This window comes from Streptomyces sp. NBC_01622 (genome assembly GCF_045209635.1).
In the GTDB taxonomy this organism is placed as follows: domain Bacteria; phylum Actinomycetota; class Actinomycetes; order Streptomycetales; family Streptomycetaceae; genus Streptomyces.
On the sequence record NZ_CP109293.1, the window covers coordinates 9,353,413 to 9,369,660 of the forward strand.

Below are 16,248 nucleotides of genomic sequence, written 5' to 3' on the forward strand. Positions count from 1 at the left end.
ACGGCCGTCGCTTCAGCCCGTGTTGGCGGATGCGCCCGCCGCGCCCGCCGCCACGATGGCCTGGAGGATCACCGACTGGATCTGCGCGGGGTTGCTCACCTCGTGGCCCGAGCCGCCGGTCGCCTCGGCGATCTGCCGGGCCTCCTCCTTGTCGGCCTCGGGACCCACCGCGATCATGATCAGCGGCACCGGCCGCTCAGGGCTGGCGAGTTGGCGCAACTGCTTGAGCAGCGTGGTGCGCGAGATGCTGCCCGGGTCCTGGTTGACCCCGTCGGTCAGAATCACCAGCGCGTTGAACTTCCCGTCCGCATAAGAGGACGTGGCCGCCTTGTACGCGGCGAGCGTGGTGTCGTAGAGCCCCGTCGCCCCGTTCGGCACCGGCTTCAGACTCCCGAACGCCGCCGACAGCCGGTCCCGTTGGGTGCCGCTGCCCACGCGGTCGCCGAGCCGCTCGGTCGGCACCAGGACGCGGTAGTCCTTGTTGCCGTCGAGCTTCGTGGAGAACTCCCACAGCCCGATCTCGTCCTCGGGCGTGAACGTGGCCAGCGCCTGCAGCAGCGACGCCTTGGTGACGTCCATCCGTGACTGCCCGGTCCCCGGCACCGACTCGGACATCGACGACGACGCGTCCACGACGGTGGTGATCCGCGCGCTCTGCACCGTGATCGTCCAGGTCCCCAGCGCCTCCTGGAGCGCCGCGTCGGAGGCCGGCTCGGCGGGCGCCACGGCGTACGGCTGCGGACTGCTGCCGCCGGCCTTGGCGACCACCGCCTTCGGCGCGTCCTCGTCGTCGGTGCGGAAGCCGTACTTCTCCATCAGCCTCTGCTGCGCGGGCCGGCTCAGATACGTCATGAACCGGATCGCGGCCCGGCTCTCGTCCGTCGTCAACCGCTCCCGGTCCACCAGGTTGTACGGGTAGTCCAGCCGGGGGGATCCGTCCTTCGGGTAGAACAGGTCGAGACTCCCGCCGCCGTCGGCCGACGCGTTGTACGCGAACGCAGACTGCTCGCTCAGCACCAGCGCCTGGTTGCGCTTCGGATTGCCCTGCTCGGTGCCCGAGGAGTCGCGCGGCAGGGTGTCCAGGACCTGACTGTCGGTGTCCGAGATCCGCTGCGACAGCGTCTTCATCATCGCCGCCGCCTGGGTGTCACCGCCCTTGACCTTCGCGGCGGCCGTACTGAGCTGTGTCAGCGCGAGCAGCCCGGTCGCGCTCCGCGCCGGATCGGCCGCGCCCAGCCGCAGCGAGTCGTCCTGGAGGGTGGCACCGGCCAGGTCCAGCCAGGTGTACGTCTTCTGCGGCCACCCCAGCGACTTCGCGGCGGCCGGGACCATCGCCACGCCGACCGGGGTGGAGGCGACGTTGCCCGCGGGCGTCGCCTCCGTCGCGGCCGAGTCGGCGGCCGACGTGACCTGGTTCACCCACAACTCCGAGTCGGGCACCCACACCTGGACGTCCGGGTGCTTGCCCGCCTTGAGCGTGTCCGCGAACTTGTACGACTCCTGGGCGGTCACCGAGATGTTCAGGCACTGCCCGTCGGACGTGATGTTCTCGTCGCGCGCCTGTCCGGCCGCCGCGCGCAGGGCGGGGGCCATGTCGGGCGAGGCGGCCAGTTTCAGTCGTACCGCGTTCTTGCGGCAGGAGGAACCGAAGGAGAGCAGTCCGCTCTGCACCGCGACCGCGGTACCGCCGGCGACGGTCAGCACGAGCACCGTGGCGAGGGCCACCTTGCGGCGCCGCGCGCGAGGACGGGGGTCGCTGCCGTCCGCCCGGTGCGGATCGGGCAAGCTGTGACGTCCCATGACGGTGGTGCCCCTCCCTGTTGAACCTCGGCCTCCGTCTCCCCCAACGGCCTGTCGCGCACGATCTTCGTAAGTTCTTTCGAGACCCTAGCGGGGCGAAGATGGGCATGAGGCGGGATTTCCGAACTGAAGGCAGGTGTGCAGGTGGAGGCAGGGCAGGTGGCCGAAACTTTTCCGCTGGAGCGGCCCACACGGCGGATTCTCCGGTCCGAGGCACTGCTCGTTCTGGGGCTTTCGCTCGGTGCGAGCGGAGTGTCCGCCCTGATCAGCTTTGTCGGATCGGTCACGAAACCGGGCGGTCTCAAGGACCAGGCGGCCACCCTCAACGCCTCGGCCGCGCCCGGCCGTCCATGGCTCGATCTCGCCTGGCAGCTCTTCGGAATCGCGTCGGCCCTCGTCCCCGTCGCCCTCGTCGCGCACTTCCTCCTCAGGGAGGGCGAGAGCCTGCGCACGATCGGCTTCGACCGCACCCGGCCCTGGCCCGACCTGGGCCGCGGCGCGGCGATCTCGGCGGTGATCGGCAGCACCGGCATCGCGTTCTACCTGGCCGCACGGGGTCTCGGATTCAACCTCACGGTGGTGCCGGAGGCGCTGCCCGACGTCTGGTGGAAGTACCCGGTCCTGATCCTCTCCGCGATGCAGAACGCGATCCTCGAAGAAGTGATCGTGGTGGGCTATCTCCTGCGCCGCCTCGGCCAGTTGGGCTGGACACCGGGCACCGCGCTGGTGGCCAGTTCCGTACTGCGCGGTAGCTACCACCTCTACCAGGGCATCGGCGGCTTCGTCGGCAACATGGTGATGGGCGTGGTCTTCGTCTACCTGTACCGCCGTTGGGGCCGCGTGGGCCCCCTGGTCGTGGCGCATTCCCTGCTCGACATCGGGGCGTTCGTCGGCTACGCGCTGCTGGCGGGCAAGGTGGGCTGGCTGCCTACGGCGTAACTCCGTGAAGGGCAGGCATGTTGTGTCTCAGGCGAGCAGCTCGCCGTCGATGACCGTGACCGCCCGACCGGTCAACAGGGTTCGCCCGCCCCGCAGTTCGGTACGGACGAGCCCGGACCGTGGCGAGGCCTGAAGCCCGGTGAGGACGGTGCGCCCGAGCCGCTCGGACCAGTACGGAGCCAGCGCCGTGTGCGCGCTCCCGGTGACCGGGTCCTCGTCGATGCCGACGTTCGGGAAGAAGCAGCGGGAGACGAAGTCGTAGCCCCGCGTGGGGTCTTCGGCGCGGGCGGTGGCGATGATCCCGCGCTCGGAGTAGGCGGCGAGCGCCTTGTGGTCGGGCGTCAGTCCTACGACGGTCTTCTCGTCGGCGAGTTCGACGACGAGGTCGCCGATGTTCGGCCCAGTGTCTACGGCGGTCAGCGCCTCGGCGCCCAGGGCCTCCGCGACGCCGTCCGGGATCTCGACCGGGGTGAGCGGAGCCGTCGGGAAGTCGAGGGTGATCGACCCGTCCGGTGTCGGCGTGGCGATGAGCACACCACTGTGGGTGGTGAACCGCACGGGGCCCTCGTGGGCGCCGGTCGTGTGCAGCACATGGGCCGTGGCGAGGGTCGCGTGTCCGCACATCGCGACCTCCGTGGCCGGCGTGAACCACCGCAGCGCCCAGTCGGCCGCCCCGCCCTCGGGCAGCCGGTGGGCGAACGCCGTCTCGGCGTGATTGACCTCCAGCGCGACCTTCTGCAGCCAGTCGTCGTCCTCCGGGAAGGCGTCGAGAAGCACCACCCCGGCCGGGTTGCCGGCGAAGGGACGGTCGGTGAACGCGTCGACGATTCGAATCCGCATGCTCCGACGCTAGAGGGTCTCCGGCCTGCCGGACCAAGGCCAATTCGGGGGTGGTGGACCGATTCGGTGGCCCGAAGAGATCGCTAGGCCGGCAAGGGGTGCTCCGGTTTCCGGGCCAGGAAGGTGGCGTACGTCCTCTTCGAACCCGCGGTGGGCTCCTGGATCAACCGGGCGGTGATCGTGAGTCCGGCCCGCTCCAGCAACCCGGCGATCCGCTCCGGCGGGAGCAGATGGGACTCGTAGGACACGGGATGCCCGCCGTACGCCTGTGTCGGGCGCCGGAGTTCGCCGTCTCCCACGTGTCCGGCCAGCATCAGATGGCCGCCTGGCGCGAGGGTGCGGTGGAACTCGCCGAACACGACGGGCAGTTGTTCCGGCGGGGTGTGGTGCGTGGAGAAGTAGGCGAGGGCGCCGCCCAGTTCCCCGTCGCCGATCTCCGGCGCGGTCATCGAGCCGACGGTGAAGGTCAGGTCCGGGTAGGCGCGGCGGGCCAGCTCGACCATCCTCGGGGACAGGTCGATGCCGAAGACGGGCACCCCCAACTCGGCCAGATAGGCGGTGACTTTGCCGGGCCCGCATCCCAGGTCCGCCACCGGCCCGAGCCCCGCCGACCGCACGGTCTCCGCGAAGGCGGCCAGCATCGCCCGTGACAGCGGGTCCAACTCGGCGGGATTCTTGACGAGTTGGACGTAGTCGGCGGCGACGGTGTCGTACGACTCCCGGATCGCGGCGAGGTAGGAGGGGTCGGTCATGCGGGCGACTTTAGGGGAGTGGGCCGAGACCGTGAGAGAGGAGTCGTGACCGAACGGACGGAACGCCCGCTGTTCTTCCTGGACGTCGACGGAACACTCCTGCCCCTCGGCGGGGCGCGGATGCCGTCGAGCCCTCAGGGGTGGACGGACTGGCAGGGCGCGTCGAATCCCCAGCTGGCGAAGATCGACGCAGGCCATGTTCCGCGTCTGCTGGCACTGCCCTGCGAGCTGATCTGGGCCACCGCGTGGATGGGGTACGCCAACGAGGTGCTGTCGCCACTCCTCGGGCTGCCGCGCTTTCCGGTGGCCGAACTGCCGGACCCACCGCAGGAGTACGCGTCCGACGTACTCAACTGGAAGACCCGAGCCCTGGTCCGAGCCGCGGCGGGCCGCCCCTTCATCTGGGTCGACGACGAGATCACCGACCTCGACCGCGCCTGGGTGTCGGACCACCACGGAGGGCACGCCCTGCTCCATCGCGTGGATTCGACGACCGGCCTCACCGGTGCGGACTTCGCGGCGGTCGACGACTGGCTGCCGGCGTGGAGCCGGGACCGTCGGCGCGGATAACCGTCAATCCATCGACTCCAGAATGCGGTCGAGTGTCCGGCGCCCCATGCTGCTCATCTTGGGGTTGGTCTCGACGTAGTACCAGACGAGACCCATCGCCTGTTCGAACGCCCATGCCTTGCCGCGCTCCCATTCCAGGTCGTCGCAGGCCAGTGCCCGCCGGAGTACGTTCCGGGGGCCCGGCTGCAGCAGGTGCCAGGCGCTGATCAGGTCCAGCGCGGGGTCGGCCGGCCCGAAGCCGCCGGTGTCGAGTACGCCGCCGAGCCGGTCTCCGGCGACCAGGACATTGCCGGGAATCAGGTCACCGTGGCTCATCACGTCGGCAGCCGTGCGCGGCAGCCGGCGAAGGTGGCTCCACAGCCGGCGCAGCCGGGGCACGTCGAGCAGCCCCTCGCTCTCCTCGAAGCACGTCGCCATCCAGTCGTCGTGGTGAGAGAGGACGCCGCCGCGATTGTCGCCGTCGAAAACCCGCCCCCGTGTCTCGGCGTCCCGCAGGGATGCGATGAAGGCCGCGAGGTCCTCGGCGAAGGTGTCCGAGCCACTGGGGTCGGCGTCAGTGGCGACCGTTCCCGGCAGCCAGGTCTGGACCGACCACGGCATGGGGTAACCCGCTCCGGGCTTGCCCAGGGCGACGGGTTCCGGGACGGGAAACCGGGACACCTGTGCCAGCTCCGCGCTCGCCCGGGCCTCCCGTTCCAGCACCGCCAGCACCTCGGCGGCATCGGCCAGACGCAGTGGGAAACGCGCGGAGAGGCCGTCCCCGATCCGGAAGATCGCGTGGACCGTCCCCGTCGACGACAGGGGTTGGATCGCCCGGCCGCTCCACCGGGGGAACTGCTCCCGGATCAAGGTCGCGACGATTTCGGTGGTCACGTCCACTTGGTCGACATGCATGGTCATGCAGTTATTCATGTGCCCGGGTCCGGATCAACCGAGATTTCTTCGGAGGCTTGCCACCCGAACAGTTCCGATATATCGTTGACGCATCGCGACAGATCAACGATGGAATGGAGTGATTGCGATGCGTACCCACGGATACGAGCGTGGACATGGACAGGAAGGCCACCCCCGGCGTGGCCGAGGCGGCCCCGACGGGCGGCGTGCGGCTTTCGGGCCCTTCGGGCCGGGTGGCCCGGGCGGTCCCGGTGGCCCCGGCTTCGGACCGGGCTTCGGTCCCGGCCCCTGGGGCGGACGAGGGCGCGGCGGCCCGCGAGGCAGGGCGCGGCGTGGCGACGTACGCGCGTCGATCCTCGCCCTCCTCAAGGACCGGCCGATGCACGGCTACGAGATGATCCAGGAGATCGCCGAGCGCAGCGGCGGCGCGTGGAAGCCGAGCCCCGGCTCGGTCTACCCCACCCTGCAGCTGCTGGAGGACGAGGGCCTGATCGCCAGCGCGACGGAGGGCGGCAAGAAGCTGTTCTCGCTCACCGACGCCGGCCGCACCGCGGCCGAGGAAGGTCCGGACGCGCCCTGGGAAGAGGCTTCCCGCGGTGTCGACTGGGAGGCCCTGAGTGAGATCCGCCAGGCCGGCTTCGGTCTGATGGAGGCCTTCGGTCAGGTCTGGAAGACCGGCAGCAAGGAGCAGCGCGAGAAGGCGCTGACCGTCATCAACGACGCCCGCAAGAAGCTGTACCTGATCCTGGCCGACGAGGACTGATGTCCTCGAGGTCGGAAAGGGCTGCAGGTGAAGGCGCCCCACGGGAGTTCCGTGGGGCGCCTTCCCTGTGCGCGTTCCCGTTCCTGCGGTGCCCCGGCGCCTTCCTCAGGCCACCAGCCCGCCCAGTTTGCGCAGCGATTCGTTCAGGGCGGCCGTCCCCGAGTCCTTCAGCTTGCCCGCCATCAACGTCACCGCCGCACCCGTGAACTCGCCGTCGATACGGACCGTCGTGGCGTCTCCGTCGGGGGTGAGCGTGTAGCGCGTGGCGACGTTCACGGCCATCGGGCCCTTGCCGCGGATGGCCAGCACCCGGGCCGCCGCCACCTCCTCGACGGTCCACTCGACCTCCGCCGGGAAGCCCATCAGCTTCATGTTCTCCTGGAAGGTCGCGCCCGCTTCGAGGGTCTCGGGGCCGCCCTTGGGGAAGTTGGTGTGGGTCGTGTTCCACTCGCCGTACGCGGACCAGTCCGTGAGCTGGGTCCACACCTTCTCGGCCGGGGCCTCGATGCGTGCCTCCGCGCTGATTTCGGCCATACGACCACCTCTTCCTGTCGGGCTACGGTGCTGTCGGGCTACGGTGTCGCGGAACGTAGCCGCAGGGCGCGCAACATTCAATACTGATGAACAGTCAGGAAGTGTCCGCAGCGCCCGTGTTCGGAGCGGATCGGCTTCGCCGGCCTCAGCCCACGCGCCGTATCACCGCGGCGTCGAAGAGATCCCACGCGCGCGGGTGGGCGCTCTCGTCGTGGCAGTGCCACGCGTCCCAGAACAGGTCGGCGGGCAGTGCGTCCTCCAGGGCGTACACCCGGTACACGTACTGGCTGCCGTCGACCGCCGGCAGCGCCACCGGCCAGCAACTGCTCTCCATGTTCGCGAAAGACGTACGCCCGGGGCAGCGCGGTTGCGCACGGGCGCACGGCAAGGCGGCGCGCGCCTCTCGGGGTTGAGGCGCGTGATCTCATCCGTAAGGAGGAGATCCCGTCGCCCGGGGTCCACTCTGTGTGGGATGCCGAAATGCTCCCCTCCGGGGATGCCCTCAATGCGGGGGACTGATGGGGTAAGAGTGTGCAACCCCGTATTCCCAGGCAGTCGAACCGCGAGCAGGGCATTCACCGCGCGGACAACGATGCCAGGCTCAGTGCAGAGCTGGCAGCGGTGGTGGCGGGTGCCCGCCGCCGGGCCCTGCGGGACGGGGACCGGCAGATCGACACGGCCCATCTCCTGCACAGCCTCCTGGAGTCGGACCCCGAGGCACGTGCCGTCTTCGGCGACGGCCCCCAGATCGCCCGACTGCTCGGCTATCTGGTGCAGCGCAGCATCGGCTACGGCCTGCGCTGGCAGGGCAGCGTCGAGGACTCCGGCGCGATCCCCGTGATCCCGGCGGCGGAGGGCTGGTCGCCGCTGGCCGCGGGCGCCCTGGAGTACGCCTGCGAGCGCGCCGGACTCCGCGACGGCGACCTGGCGGGCGGCATCGACCTCCTCGCCGCGCTCGTCGCGGACCCCGAGGCCCGCGCCGTCGAGGTCCTCCACCGCGCGGGCATCGAGTCCCCCGAGGTACTGGTGTGGATCCAGAGCCGGCCGGGGGAATACGTCGCGGGCGGCGAGACGGGCTGCTGATCGAGCCGGTCACCGACCGCGCGGAGGCCGTCCACGCGCTGAGACAGGTGTCAACAGGGGTGACGCTCATGTCATCGCCTGCCATCATGTGGCCGTGCATACGTCTGAGAGCAGTGCCGCCGGTAGTGCGAAGGGTGTCGGGCTCGGTCTGGCGCTCGGGTCCGCGCTGGCCTTCGGGGGATCCGGAGTCGCGGCCAAGCCGCTGATCGAGGCCGGCCTCGACCCGCTGCACGTCGTGTGGCTGCGGGTGGCCGGCGCCGCCCTGGTGATGCTGCCGCTCGCCCTGCGCCACCGCGCGCTCGTCCGCCGCCGCCCCGCACTGCTCGTCGGCTTCGGACTGCTCGCCGTCGCAGGCGTCCAGGCCTGCTACTTCGCCGCGATCTCCCGCATACCCGTCGGCGTCGCCCTGCTCGTCGAGTACCTCGCACCCGCCCTCGTGCTCGGCTGGGTCCGGTTCGTGCAGCGGCGTCCGGTCACCCGCGCCGCCGCGCTCGGCGTGGTCCTCGCGGCCGGCGGCCTCGCCTGCGTCGTCGAGGTGTGGTCGGGCCTGAGCTTCGACGCCGTCGGACTGCTGCTCGCGCTCGCCGCGGCCTGCTGCCAGGTCGGCTACTTCGTCCTGTCCGACCAGGGCAGCGACGCGGGCACCGAGGCACCCGACCCGCTCGGCGTGATCGCCTACGGCCTGCTCGTCGGCGCCCTCGTACTGACCGCCGTGGCCCGCCCCTGGACCATGGACTGGTCCGTCCTCAAGGGCGACGCCCACATGAACGGCACCCCCGTCCCGGCCGCCGTCCTCCTCGCCTGGATCGTCCTGGTCGCCACGGTCCTGGCCTACGTCACCGGAGTCGTCTCCGTCCGCCGCCTCTCCCCGCAGGTCGCGGGCGTCGTCGCCTGCCTCGAAGCGGTCGTCGCGACGGTACTGGCCTGGGTCCTCCTCGGCGAACACCTCTCCGCCCCCCAGATCATCGGCGGATCGGTCGTCCTGCTCGGCGCGTTCATCGCCCAGTCCTCGGCCCCCACGAAGGGCTCGGAGGAACCGGTTGCGACGGGCGGCCGCGAAAGGGAGCAACTGTCCTCACGGGGAGCTGCTGCCTAGACCGCGCAGAGCACGGGCAAGGAGGACTGGATGGGGCTCATGCTCTTCCCTGGTGATGGCGACGTGACCAGCCCGGACGCCGCCTGGTCCTACAGCGGCTTCGACATGTTCAGGCGATGGCTGGCCCAGGCCGAGGGATTCGCCCTCGGCGAGATGTACGGCTTCGGCGGAGACCGTCCGTGGAGCAGCGTCACCACCGTGCTGAAACCGCTGCTCGACCATCCGGACGACGACGGCCCCGTTATGAGGCTCTGTCTGGACAAAGACGTCGAGCTCTACTTCGGCTGACCGCAGGCCGCACCCGCCCTTTCACCCTCATGCGCGCCCCCTCCTCACCCCTCCCGCCGCCGCAGCAAATGCCCCCGCGCCACGTCGTCCCGCACCCCGCCCCGCCCGGCGAGCCCCGTCGCGATGCGGTCCTGGACCTCGGCCGACCGCTTGCCCGCGTACTTGAACTTGGCGCGTACGCCGGTGACTTCGAGGCGTAGGGCGCGGATGCCGGACAGCAGGCGTCCGTTCGGTGGTTCGCCGGGGGCGACCGGTGTGGTGCCGCCCTCGGGCTGGAAGTGGCCGACCTGGCGGTTGAGGAGGGTCGCCTTCTCGGTCGGGTCGTCCACGAGGTGGGCGGTGCAGCGGAGTTGGACCGCCGCGTAGAAACTGGTCGGCACGCCGTGTTCCGGTGGGACGTCCGGGTCGGCCTGCCAGGGGCCGGGGATGTACACGTAGTCGTCGACGATGCTCAGCACCACCTGTGGGTTCGCCTCCAGCGCCGGCCACAGGGGGTTGGGGCGGGCCAGGTGCGTGACCGCCTCGCCGCGCTCGGGGTCGTAGGCGAAGTGGAGGGGCTGGATCAATGGCGGTTCGCCGGGTGGGCCGTTGACGGCGAGTTGGCCGAAGTCGTGGTCGGCCAGCCAGTGTTGCCACTCGGTGTCGTCGTGGGGCGCGTCCCAGGGGTGGATGAGCATCACAACACCGCCAGGTAGTCCGGGAGTTCGATGGCGGGGGACAGGTCGTCGTTCGGGAGCGGGGTGCCGTAGCCGGTGTTCAGCGGGAGGACGCCGGCCCAGTGGGGGAGGTCCAGGTCCTCGGGCTCGTCGTTCGCGCCGCCGGTGCGGAGCTTGGCGGAGACCTCGTCGAGGTCGAGGCGGATCACCATGGTGGCGGCGAGTTCCTTCTTGTTGCCGGGCCGGGAGTCCGCCGCACGGCCGGGCACGACATGGTCGACCAGCGCGTCCAGCGCCGTCCGCTTCTCCTCGGGGTCCGTCACCTGGTGGGCGATGCCGTGCACCACCACGGAGCGGTAGTTGATCGAGTGGTGGAAGGCGGAACGGGCCAGCACCAGACCGTCCACGTGGGTCACCGTCAGGCACACCGGGAGCCCCGGGTCGGCCTGCCCCGTCATCCGCAGCGGGCGCGCACCCGTCGAACCGTGCACGTACAGCCGCTCGCCGACCCGCCCGAACAGCGTCGGCAGCACGACCGGCCGGCCGTCGCGGACGAAGCCGAGATGGCAGACGTAGGCCGTGTCGAGTATCGCGTGCACCAGCTCCTTGTCGTACGACGCCCGGTCCGCGGAACGCGTGGGGACGGTCAGGTCGGTCGGCGTGTACGCGGCGGGCTGCGACGTCGGCTGTGAGGTGGTCCCCTGCATGGTGCTCTCCGGGTTCGTTGCTGGGCGGGTCGAGTTGCGATGCCTATTGCACTAGTGCATAGTAAGCTTTGTGCTAGGAGGATATCGGATCGAAGGGCGACGCGCAGCCGACATCGCTGCCGACGTCGAGCGCGCGGTGGGCTCGGGAGAGCTGGAGCCGGGGCAACTGCTGCCGCCGATGCGGGAGTTGGCCGTAGAACTGGGGGTGAATCCCAATACGGTCGCGGCCGCGTACCGGACCCTGCGGGAGCGCGGGGTCATCGAGACCGACGGGCGGCGCGGCAGCCGGGTGCGGCCCAAGCCGGCCACGACCGGGCGGGAGCACATCCGCGTGGAGGTGCCGGAGGGGGTGCGCGAGGTGTCCCACGGCAACCCGGATCCCGCCCTGCTGCCCTCCCTCACCGAGGCGTTCACCCGGGCCGCCGAGCTCTCCGACCGGGAACCGGTCATGTACGGCGACGACCCGGTCGAACCGGAGCTGGCACGCATCGCACGGGCAGCGCTGGACGCGGACGGCGTGCCGGCCGGCCCCGTGGCCGTCGCCTCCGGATCGCTGGACGCCATCGAGCGCGTCCTCGCCGCCCATCTGAAGCCCGGTGACACCGTCGCCGTCGAGGACCCCGGGTGGGGCAGCCTGCTCGACCTCGTACCGGCGCTCGGGCTGCGCGTCACCCCCGTCCGCGTCGACGACGACGGACCGCACCCCGACGACGTGCGCGCCGCGCTGGAGTCCGGCGCGCGGGCCCTGATCGTCACCGACCGGGCGCAGAACCCGACCGGAGCCGTGGTGAGTGCCACGCGCGCGCGTGCCCTGCGTTCCGTGCTCCGCGACCACCCGGAGATCCTGCTGATCGAGGACGACCACGGCCACGGCATCGTCGACCAGCCCCTGCACCCGCTGGCCGGCGCCACCCGCCACTGGGCCTTCGTCCGCTCGGTCGCCAAGGCCTACGGCCCCGATCTGCGCCTCGCCGTGCTCACCGGGGACACCGTCACCCTCGACCGGGTCCGTGGCCGCCAGCGCCTGGGGCCGGGCTGGGTCAGCCGGATCACCCAGCGTGCCGTGGCCCGGCTGTGGGCCGACGGCGCGGTGGACACCCCGGCCGTGGCCGCCGCCTACGGCCGCCGCCGGCACGCGCTGATCGCCGCGCTCGCCGACCACGGGGTCACGGCGTACGGCCGCAGCGGCCTCAATGTGTGGATCCCGGTACCGGACGAGACCGGCGCGGTCTCCCGCCTCCTCCACGCGGGCTGGGCCGTCGCGCCCGGCGCCCGCTTCCGGATGAGCGCACCGCCCGGCATCCGGATCACCGTCTCGACCCTGACGGCCGAGGAGACCGGGCAGTTGGCGGAGGCGATCGCCTCCGCGTGCGGCCGGACGCCGATGCGCGGCTACGCGTAAGGACGTCACCTTGTAGCGCGAGCGGGATTCGACTTCGGGTATCTCGTAGTATCGCTTACGTGTTGAACCTGGAGCGGCTGCGCACCCTGGACGCCCTGGCCCGGCACGGGTCGGTCAGCGGTGCGGCCGAGGGGCTGCATGTGACGACCTCGGCCGTGTCGCAGCAGATGTCCAAGCTGGAGCGGGAGGTGGGACAGCAACTCCTCGCCAAGAACGGGCGGGGGGTGCGGCTCACCGACGCCGGCCGGCTGCTCGCCGAGCACGCGGGCCGGATCCTGTCCCAGGTGGAGCTGGCCCAGGCCGACCTGGAGGCTCAACGGGGGCAGGTCGTGGGCGAGTTGAGGCTCTCCGCGTTTCCGACCGCCGCGCGCGGCCTCTTCCCCGCCGCACTCGCCGCGCTGCGCGCCGAGCACCCCGCGCTGCGCGTCCGCTCCACCGAACTGGAGCCGGAGAGCGGGATCGCGGGCGTCGTGCGCGGCGATCTCGACCTCGCGGTCGTCCTCGACTGGTACAACAAGCCGATGCCGCTGCCCGACGGCCTGGTCAAGGCGCCGATCCTGGACGACCCCGCCGATGTGGCGATGCCGGCCGGGCATCCGCTGGCGGGCCGCGACGAGGTGGACCTCGGGGAGTTCGCCGAGGACGAGTGGATCACCTGGGCCGAGGGCGAGTTCTGCCACGAGTGGCTGATGTTCACCCTGCGCTCCCGGGGCATCGAGCCGATCATCGGCCACCGCGCCGCCGAGACGCACACCCAACTGGGCCTGGTGGCAGCCGGGTTGGGCGTCTGCATCGCACCCCTGCTGGGCCGCAGCCCGATGCCCGCTGGAGTCGTCACCGTCCCGCTGAGGCAGCGGGTGAGCCGGCATGTCTACGTCGTCTGGCGCGCGGACGCCGACCGCCGCCCCTCCATCCGCGCGGCGGTCGAGGCGCTGCGGGCGGCGGCCGAGACGGTCGTCTGACAGCCTGCCCGGGAGCAACTCGCCTACAACGCCGCCAACTTGCGGAAGTCCCAGGACGTGACCGTGTCCGGCGTCAGCCGTATCCACGCGTGCCGGCCGTCGTACGGCATCGCGTCAAGGCCGAAGTTCTTCTGCGCGAACAGCTTCTCCACCGCGACGAGTTCGGGCTGCGGCTCACCCGTGCGCGGGGACTCGCCCACGAACTCGACGGTCCCGGACAGCTCGACGCCCCGCAACTCGTCGTAGGCGTGCCCGCCGTCGACGACCACGGCGACGCGCTGGTCGCGGCGCAGATCGGCCCAGCGCTTGCTGCGGGTGATCGAGTAAAGCCACAGCGAGGTGCCGTCCCAGGCGAACCAGAGCGGGCTGACATGCGGGGCGCCATCCGCGGAGGCGGTCGCGACGCGGCAGGTGCGCTCGGCGGCGAGGAACCCGTCCAGCTCCTCGGGTGTCATCATGATCTTCCGGCCTCGGCGCTGAGTGGCGGTCATGCGATCCCCTTCGGCTACGGCGCGAGCGGCGGGCAGCCGCTTCTGACGGTATGTCAGGAAAAGCGGCCGGACGGGCGTCGGCCGTCTTCCGAACGCACGCGATGCTCGTTACTGTCACCCGCCCCAGCCGTCGACGACAAGGGAGAGCCATGCCGTCGCACGCACAACTCAGTGAGATCCTCGACACTGTGAGCACTGCCCTGCTGACCGTCGAATGTCAACAGGGCGTGGTCGGCCCGGACAGCGCACTGCCCGAACTCGCCCTCGCCGCCCGCTCGTCGGGCGCGCTCGCCAACATCGCCCGGCTGGTCGCCGCCGCGCACGAGAGCGGGGTCCAGGTGATCCACGCCCTCGCCGAACGCCGGCCGGACGGCCGGGGCGCGAACCACAACGCCCGGCTGTTCCGCGCCGCCGAACGCCTGCCCGTCCAGCAGCTGTCGGGCACCGCGGCGGTGCGCGTGGCACCCCCGATAGAGGTCGCCGAGGAGGACTTCGTCGTACGACGGCTGCACGGTCTGTCACCGATCCAGGGCACCGAAGTCGACGCGCTGCTACGGAACTTGGGCTGCCGCACACTGATCGTCACCGGGGTCTCGGCCAACGTGGCGATCCCCAACGCGGTGTTCGACGCCGTCAACCGCGGCTACACCGTCGTCGTACCGAAGGACGCCATCGCGGGGGTGCCCTCGGAGTACACCCCCGCGATGATCCGCAACACCCTCGCATTGGTCGCTACGGTCGCGACCACGGACGAGGTGCTGGGCTGCTTCAAACGACCGCGCAGGGCGGATCGACGCTGACCGTCACGCCAGCGTGATGGAGTCCCCGGTCACGGTGATCTGCTCGGCGGGCAGCGCCTGGGTCGCGGGACCCTGCTTCACACTGCCGTCGGTGATGGAGAACTCGCTCTTGTGGCACGGGCAGCCGATGACACCGTTGGTGATCGTGGTCACGGCGCAGCCCTGGTGGGTGCACTTCGACGAGAACGCCTTGTAGGTGCCCGCCGTCGGCTGGGTGACCACCACGCCCTGGCTGGCGAAGATCTTGCCGCCGCCCTCGGGGATGTCGGTGATCTTCGCCAGTTCGGTGCCGCCGGCGTCACCCTGGGCGGTGGACGCGCCGGCAGTCGTGGTGGAGCCCGAAGTGTCCGAGGAGTCCGACGAGGAGTCGTCGCTCGACGAGCACGCGGTCAGCGCGACGGCGAGTCCCGCCGCGCCGACCGCCGCCAACGCGGTGCGACGGGAGGGCGCCGTAACGGGTTCGAACGAATCGCTGGTCATGCTGACGTTCCTTCCAGAAGAAAGCATTTGTGGGTCTGCAAAGGGGTACGGGGTGCGGATGACCGTCGTTCAGACGGTGTCGAGAGCTTGGCCTTATCGAGATCAGGCAGACGTAAAACCTCGCTGTCGTTTCGCTGTCGGCCCTGCATAAGGCCTGAACACGCACCCGGTGAAGCCGTGAGTGAACCTCCTTGGTGCGCGCGCCGTTTCAAGTCCTGCCAGCACAACGCCCACACCCCGACGGGTGCCGGGGGCGGGGGCCCGACGAATGGACGGACTTGAACGAGCAGAGCAAGAGATCTCCCGGCCGGCGGAGCCTGTTGCGCGGCGCCGCGGTGGCGGGTTGCGCGATGGCCCTGTCCGTCGCGGGGGCGACGGCGGCGAACGCCTCGGCGCACACCGCGCACACCGTGAACTACGTCGCGCTGGGCGACTCGTACGCCGCCGGCCCCGGCATACCGACCCAGGCCGACGCCACATGCGCGCGGTCCGACCAGAACTATCCGTCGCTCCTCGCGGCAGCCAGGAACTGGCAGCTGACCGACGTCAGCTGTTCGGGCGCCACCACGACGGCCCTGGCCGGACCTCAGGGCTCGAAGGCGCCGCAACTGGACGCACTCGGCGCGGACACGGACGTGGTCACCCTGACCATCGGCGGCAACGACATCGGCTTCTCCGGCAACCTGGCCACCTGCGCCGGACTGACGTCCAAGAACCCGACCGGCAATCCGTGCCAGACCTTCTTCACGAGCGACGGCACCGACCGGCTGGCGCAGCGCGTCGACGACACCGCTCCCAAGGTCGCCGCGGCCCTGGACGCCGTCCACGAGCGGGCTCCTCGGGCCAGGGTCGTGGTGGTCGGCTATCCCGACCTGTTCCCGGACGACGGAGTCGGCTGCACCGGCTCCGCCGTACCGCTCGCGGCCGGTGACTTCGCCTATCTGCGGGACACCGAGAAGAAGCTCAACGCGATGATCGCGGACCAGGCGTCGGCGCACGGCGCGGCCTACGTCGACACCTACACCCCGACCGTGGGACACGACATGTGCAAGCCGGCCGGCGAGCGCTGGATCGAACCCCTGGTCGCGGCGGCGCCGACCGCGCCCGCCCATCCCAACGCCCAGGGCCAGCAGGCCATGGCCGCCACCGTGGAGCGCGCCGTCCGCTGCGGCGCATACCGCCGATGACCTG

General features: G+C 70.9%; 20 protein-coding genes. 10 read left to right on the plus strand and 10 right to left on the minus strand.

The genetic code is table 11. The annotated features are described in order from the left end of the window. Positions 1–12: 12 nt before the first annotated feature. Positions 13–1,800: a substrate-binding and VWA domain-containing protein gene (locus tag OH768_RS43375; RefSeq protein ID WP_406462068.1), complete on the minus strand. Its 1,788-nt coding sequence runs from the start codon at positions 1,798–1,800 to the stop codon at positions 13–15. 138 nt (positions 1,801–1,938) lie between these two features. On the opposite strand from OH768_RS43375, the gene OH768_RS43380 reads away from it, so the two are divergent. Next, positions 1,939–2,739 (plus strand): CPBP family intramembrane glutamic endopeptidase, encoded by an 801-nt coding sequence (locus OH768_RS43380; RefSeq protein WP_406462070.1) that lies wholly within the window; start codon positions 1,939–1,941, stop codon positions 2,737–2,739. A gap of 27 nt (positions 2,740–2,766) precedes the next feature. Here the strand turns inward: OH768_RS43380 and OH768_RS43385 are convergent, their stop codons facing one another. Continuing rightward, a complete protein-coding gene (locus tag OH768_RS43385) occupies positions 2,767–3,579 on the minus strand; it encodes a PhzF family phenazine biosynthesis protein (protein WP_406462072.1) in 813 nt (270 codons plus the stop codon). A gap of 83 nt (positions 3,580–3,662) precedes the next feature. Next, positions 3,663–4,331, minus strand: a complete 669-nt coding sequence (locus OH768_RS43390) for a class I SAM-dependent methyltransferase (protein WP_406462073.1) — start codon at positions 4,329–4,331, stop codon at positions 3,663–3,665. Positions 4,332–4,376: 45 nt separating this feature from the next. Between OH768_RS43390 and OH768_RS43395 the strand changes: the two genes are divergently transcribed. Further along, the gene (locus tag OH768_RS43395) at positions 4,377–4,901 is read left to right on the plus strand and encodes a hypothetical protein (RefSeq protein WP_406462075.1); all 525 of its coding nucleotides are present in this window, start codon (positions 4,377–4,379) and stop codon (positions 4,899–4,901) included. A gap of 3 nt (positions 4,902–4,904) precedes the next feature. Here the strand turns inward: OH768_RS43395 and OH768_RS43400 are convergent, their stop codons facing one another. Continuing rightward, a complete protein-coding gene (locus OH768_RS43400) occupies positions 4,905–5,801 on the minus strand; it encodes an aminoglycoside phosphotransferase family protein (RefSeq protein ID WP_406462076.1) in 897 nt (298 codons plus the stop codon). 121 nt (positions 5,802–5,922) lie between these two features. On the opposite strand from OH768_RS43400, the gene OH768_RS43405 reads away from it, so the two are divergent. Beyond that, a complete protein-coding gene (locus OH768_RS43405) occupies positions 5,923–6,558 on the plus strand; it encodes a PadR family transcriptional regulator (protein WP_026178907.1) in 636 nt (211 codons plus the stop codon). 105 nt (positions 6,559–6,663) lie between these two features. Here OH768_RS43405 and OH768_RS43410 read toward each other — a convergent pair whose 3' ends face one another. After that, complete coding sequence (locus tag OH768_RS43410; RefSeq protein ID WP_406462078.1) at positions 6,664–7,092, minus strand: SRPBCC family protein; 429 nt, start codon at positions 7,090–7,092, stop codon at positions 6,664–6,666. Between the two features lie 145 nt (positions 7,093–7,237). Next, a complete protein-coding gene (locus OH768_RS43415) occupies positions 7,238–7,426 on the minus strand; it encodes a hypothetical protein (RefSeq protein WP_406462080.1) in 189 nt (62 codons plus the stop codon). A gap of 197 nt (positions 7,427–7,623) precedes the next feature. Here OH768_RS43415 and OH768_RS43420 point away from each other — a divergent pair, with 197 nt between their 5' ends. The 3 genes from OH768_RS43420 (at position 7,624) to OH768_RS43430 (ending at position 9,559) form a co-directional block, all read left to right on the plus strand. After that, positions 7,624–8,175 (plus strand): Clp protease N-terminal domain-containing protein, encoded by a 552-nt coding sequence (locus OH768_RS43420; protein ID WP_406462081.1) that lies wholly within the window; start codon positions 7,624–7,626, stop codon positions 8,173–8,175. A gap of 88 nt (positions 8,176–8,263) precedes the next feature. Next, positions 8,264–9,271, plus strand: coding sequence for an EamA family transporter (locus OH768_RS43425; protein WP_406462083.1), 1,008 nt, complete (start codon positions 8,264–8,266; stop codon positions 9,269–9,271). A 30-nt stretch (positions 9,272–9,301) separates the two neighbouring features. Then, entirely contained in the window at positions 9,302–9,559 is a 258-nt protein-coding gene (locus OH768_RS43430) for a hypothetical protein (RefSeq protein WP_406462084.1), read from the plus strand. A gap of 44 nt (positions 9,560–9,603) precedes the next feature. On the opposite strand, the gene OH768_RS43435 is transcribed toward OH768_RS43430, so the two are convergent. Continuing rightward, a complete protein-coding gene (locus tag OH768_RS43435) occupies positions 9,604–10,236 on the minus strand; it encodes an FMN-binding negative transcriptional regulator (protein ID WP_406462086.1) in 633 nt (210 codons plus the stop codon). Further along, positions 10,236–10,922 carry a pyridoxamine 5'-phosphate oxidase family protein gene (locus tag OH768_RS43440; RefSeq protein WP_406462088.1) on the minus strand — a complete coding sequence of 229 codons (687 nt, stop codon included), beginning with the start codon at positions 10,920–10,922 and terminating at the stop codon, positions 10,236–10,238. Before OH768_RS43440 ends, OH768_RS43435 begins: the two co-directional genes overlap by 1 nt. 70 nt (positions 10,923–10,992) lie before the next feature. On the opposite strand from OH768_RS43440, the gene OH768_RS43445 reads away from it, so the two are divergent. Together OH768_RS43445 and OH768_RS43450 are read left to right on the plus strand one after the other, a co-directional pair. Next, positions 10,993–12,324, plus strand: a complete 1,332-nt coding sequence (locus OH768_RS43445) for an aminotransferase class I/II-fold pyridoxal phosphate-dependent enzyme (RefSeq protein WP_406462090.1) — start codon at positions 10,993–10,995, stop codon at positions 12,322–12,324. A 59-nt stretch (positions 12,325–12,383) separates the two neighbouring features. Continuing rightward, positions 12,384–13,286 carry a LysR family transcriptional regulator gene (locus OH768_RS43450; protein ID WP_406462092.1) on the plus strand — a complete coding sequence of 301 codons (903 nt, stop codon included), beginning with the start codon at positions 12,384–12,386 and terminating at the stop codon, positions 13,284–13,286. Positions 13,287–13,309: 23 nt separating this feature from the next. Here the strand turns inward: OH768_RS43450 and OH768_RS43455 are convergent, their stop codons facing one another. Then, complete coding sequence (locus tag OH768_RS43455) at positions 13,310–13,777, minus strand: pyridoxamine 5'-phosphate oxidase family protein (RefSeq protein WP_406462094.1); 468 nt, start codon at positions 13,775–13,777, stop codon at positions 13,310–13,312. A gap of 149 nt (positions 13,778–13,926) precedes the next feature. Here OH768_RS43455 and OH768_RS43460 point away from each other — a divergent pair, with 149 nt between their 5' ends. Further along, entirely contained in the window at positions 13,927–14,577 is a 651-nt protein-coding gene (locus OH768_RS43460; RefSeq protein WP_406462096.1) for a cysteine hydrolase, read from the plus strand. Positions 14,578–14,580: 3 nt separating this feature from the next. On the opposite strand, the gene OH768_RS43465 is transcribed toward OH768_RS43460, so the two are convergent. Further along, positions 14,581–15,057, minus strand: coding sequence for a Rieske (2Fe-2S) protein (locus OH768_RS43465; RefSeq protein ID WP_406462097.1), 477 nt, complete (start codon positions 15,055–15,057; stop codon positions 14,581–14,583). Between the two features lie 350 nt (positions 15,058–15,407). Here OH768_RS43465 and OH768_RS43470 point away from each other — a divergent pair, with 350 nt between their 5' ends. After that, positions 15,408–16,244 (plus strand): SGNH/GDSL hydrolase family protein, encoded by an 837-nt coding sequence (locus OH768_RS43470; protein ID WP_406465679.1) that lies wholly within the window; start codon positions 15,408–15,410, stop codon positions 16,242–16,244. The last annotated feature ends 4 nt before the right edge of the window (positions 16,245–16,248 follow it).

Coding starts and splice junctions, on each gene's coding strand:
- OH768_RS43375 (WP_406462068.1), bottom strand. CDS start 1,800: ATGGGACGTCACAGCTTGCCCGATCCGCACCGGGCGGACGGCAGCGAC.
- OH768_RS43385 (WP_406462072.1), bottom strand. CDS start 3,579: ATGCGGATTCGAATCGTCGACGCGTTCACCGACCGTCCCTTCGCCGGC.
- OH768_RS43390 (WP_406462073.1), bottom strand. CDS start 4,331: ATGACCGACCCCTCCTACCTCGCCGCGATCCGGGAGTCGTACGACACC.
- OH768_RS43400 (WP_406462076.1), bottom strand. CDS start 5,801: ATGACCATGCATGTCGACCAAGTGGACGTGACCACCGAAATCGTCGCG.
- OH768_RS43405 (WP_026178907.1), top strand. CDS start 5,923: ATGCGTACCCACGGATACGAGCGTGGACATGGACAGGAAGGCCACCCC.
- OH768_RS43410 (WP_406462078.1), bottom strand. CDS start 7,092: ATGGCCGAAATCAGCGCGGAGGCACGCATCGAGGCCCCGGCCGAGAAG.
- OH768_RS43415 (WP_406462080.1), bottom strand. CDS start 7,426: ATGGAGAGCAGTTGCTGGCCGGTGGCGCTGCCGGCGGTCGACGGCAGC.
- OH768_RS43430 (WP_406462084.1), top strand. CDS start 9,302: ATGGGGCTCATGCTCTTCCCTGGTGATGGCGACGTGACCAGCCCGGAC.
- OH768_RS43435 (WP_406462086.1), bottom strand. CDS start 10,236: ATGCTCATCCACCCCTGGGACGCGCCCCACGACGACACCGAGTGGCAA.
- OH768_RS43440 (WP_406462088.1), bottom strand. CDS start 10,922: ATGCAGGGGACCACCTCACAGCCGACGTCGCAGCCCGCCGCGTACACG.
- OH768_RS43455 (WP_406462094.1), bottom strand. CDS start 13,777: ATGACCGCCACTCAGCGCCGAGGCCGGAAGATCATGATGACACCCGAG.
- OH768_RS43460 (WP_406462096.1), top strand. CDS start 13,927: ATGCCGTCGCACGCACAACTCAGTGAGATCCTCGACACTGTGAGCACT.
- OH768_RS43465 (WP_406462097.1), bottom strand. CDS start 15,057: ATGACCAGCGATTCGTTCGAACCCGTTACGGCGCCCTCCCGTCGCACC.
- OH768_RS43470 (WP_406465679.1), top strand. CDS start 15,408: ATGGCCCTGTCCGTCGCGGGGGCGACGGCGGCGAACGCCTCGGCGCAC.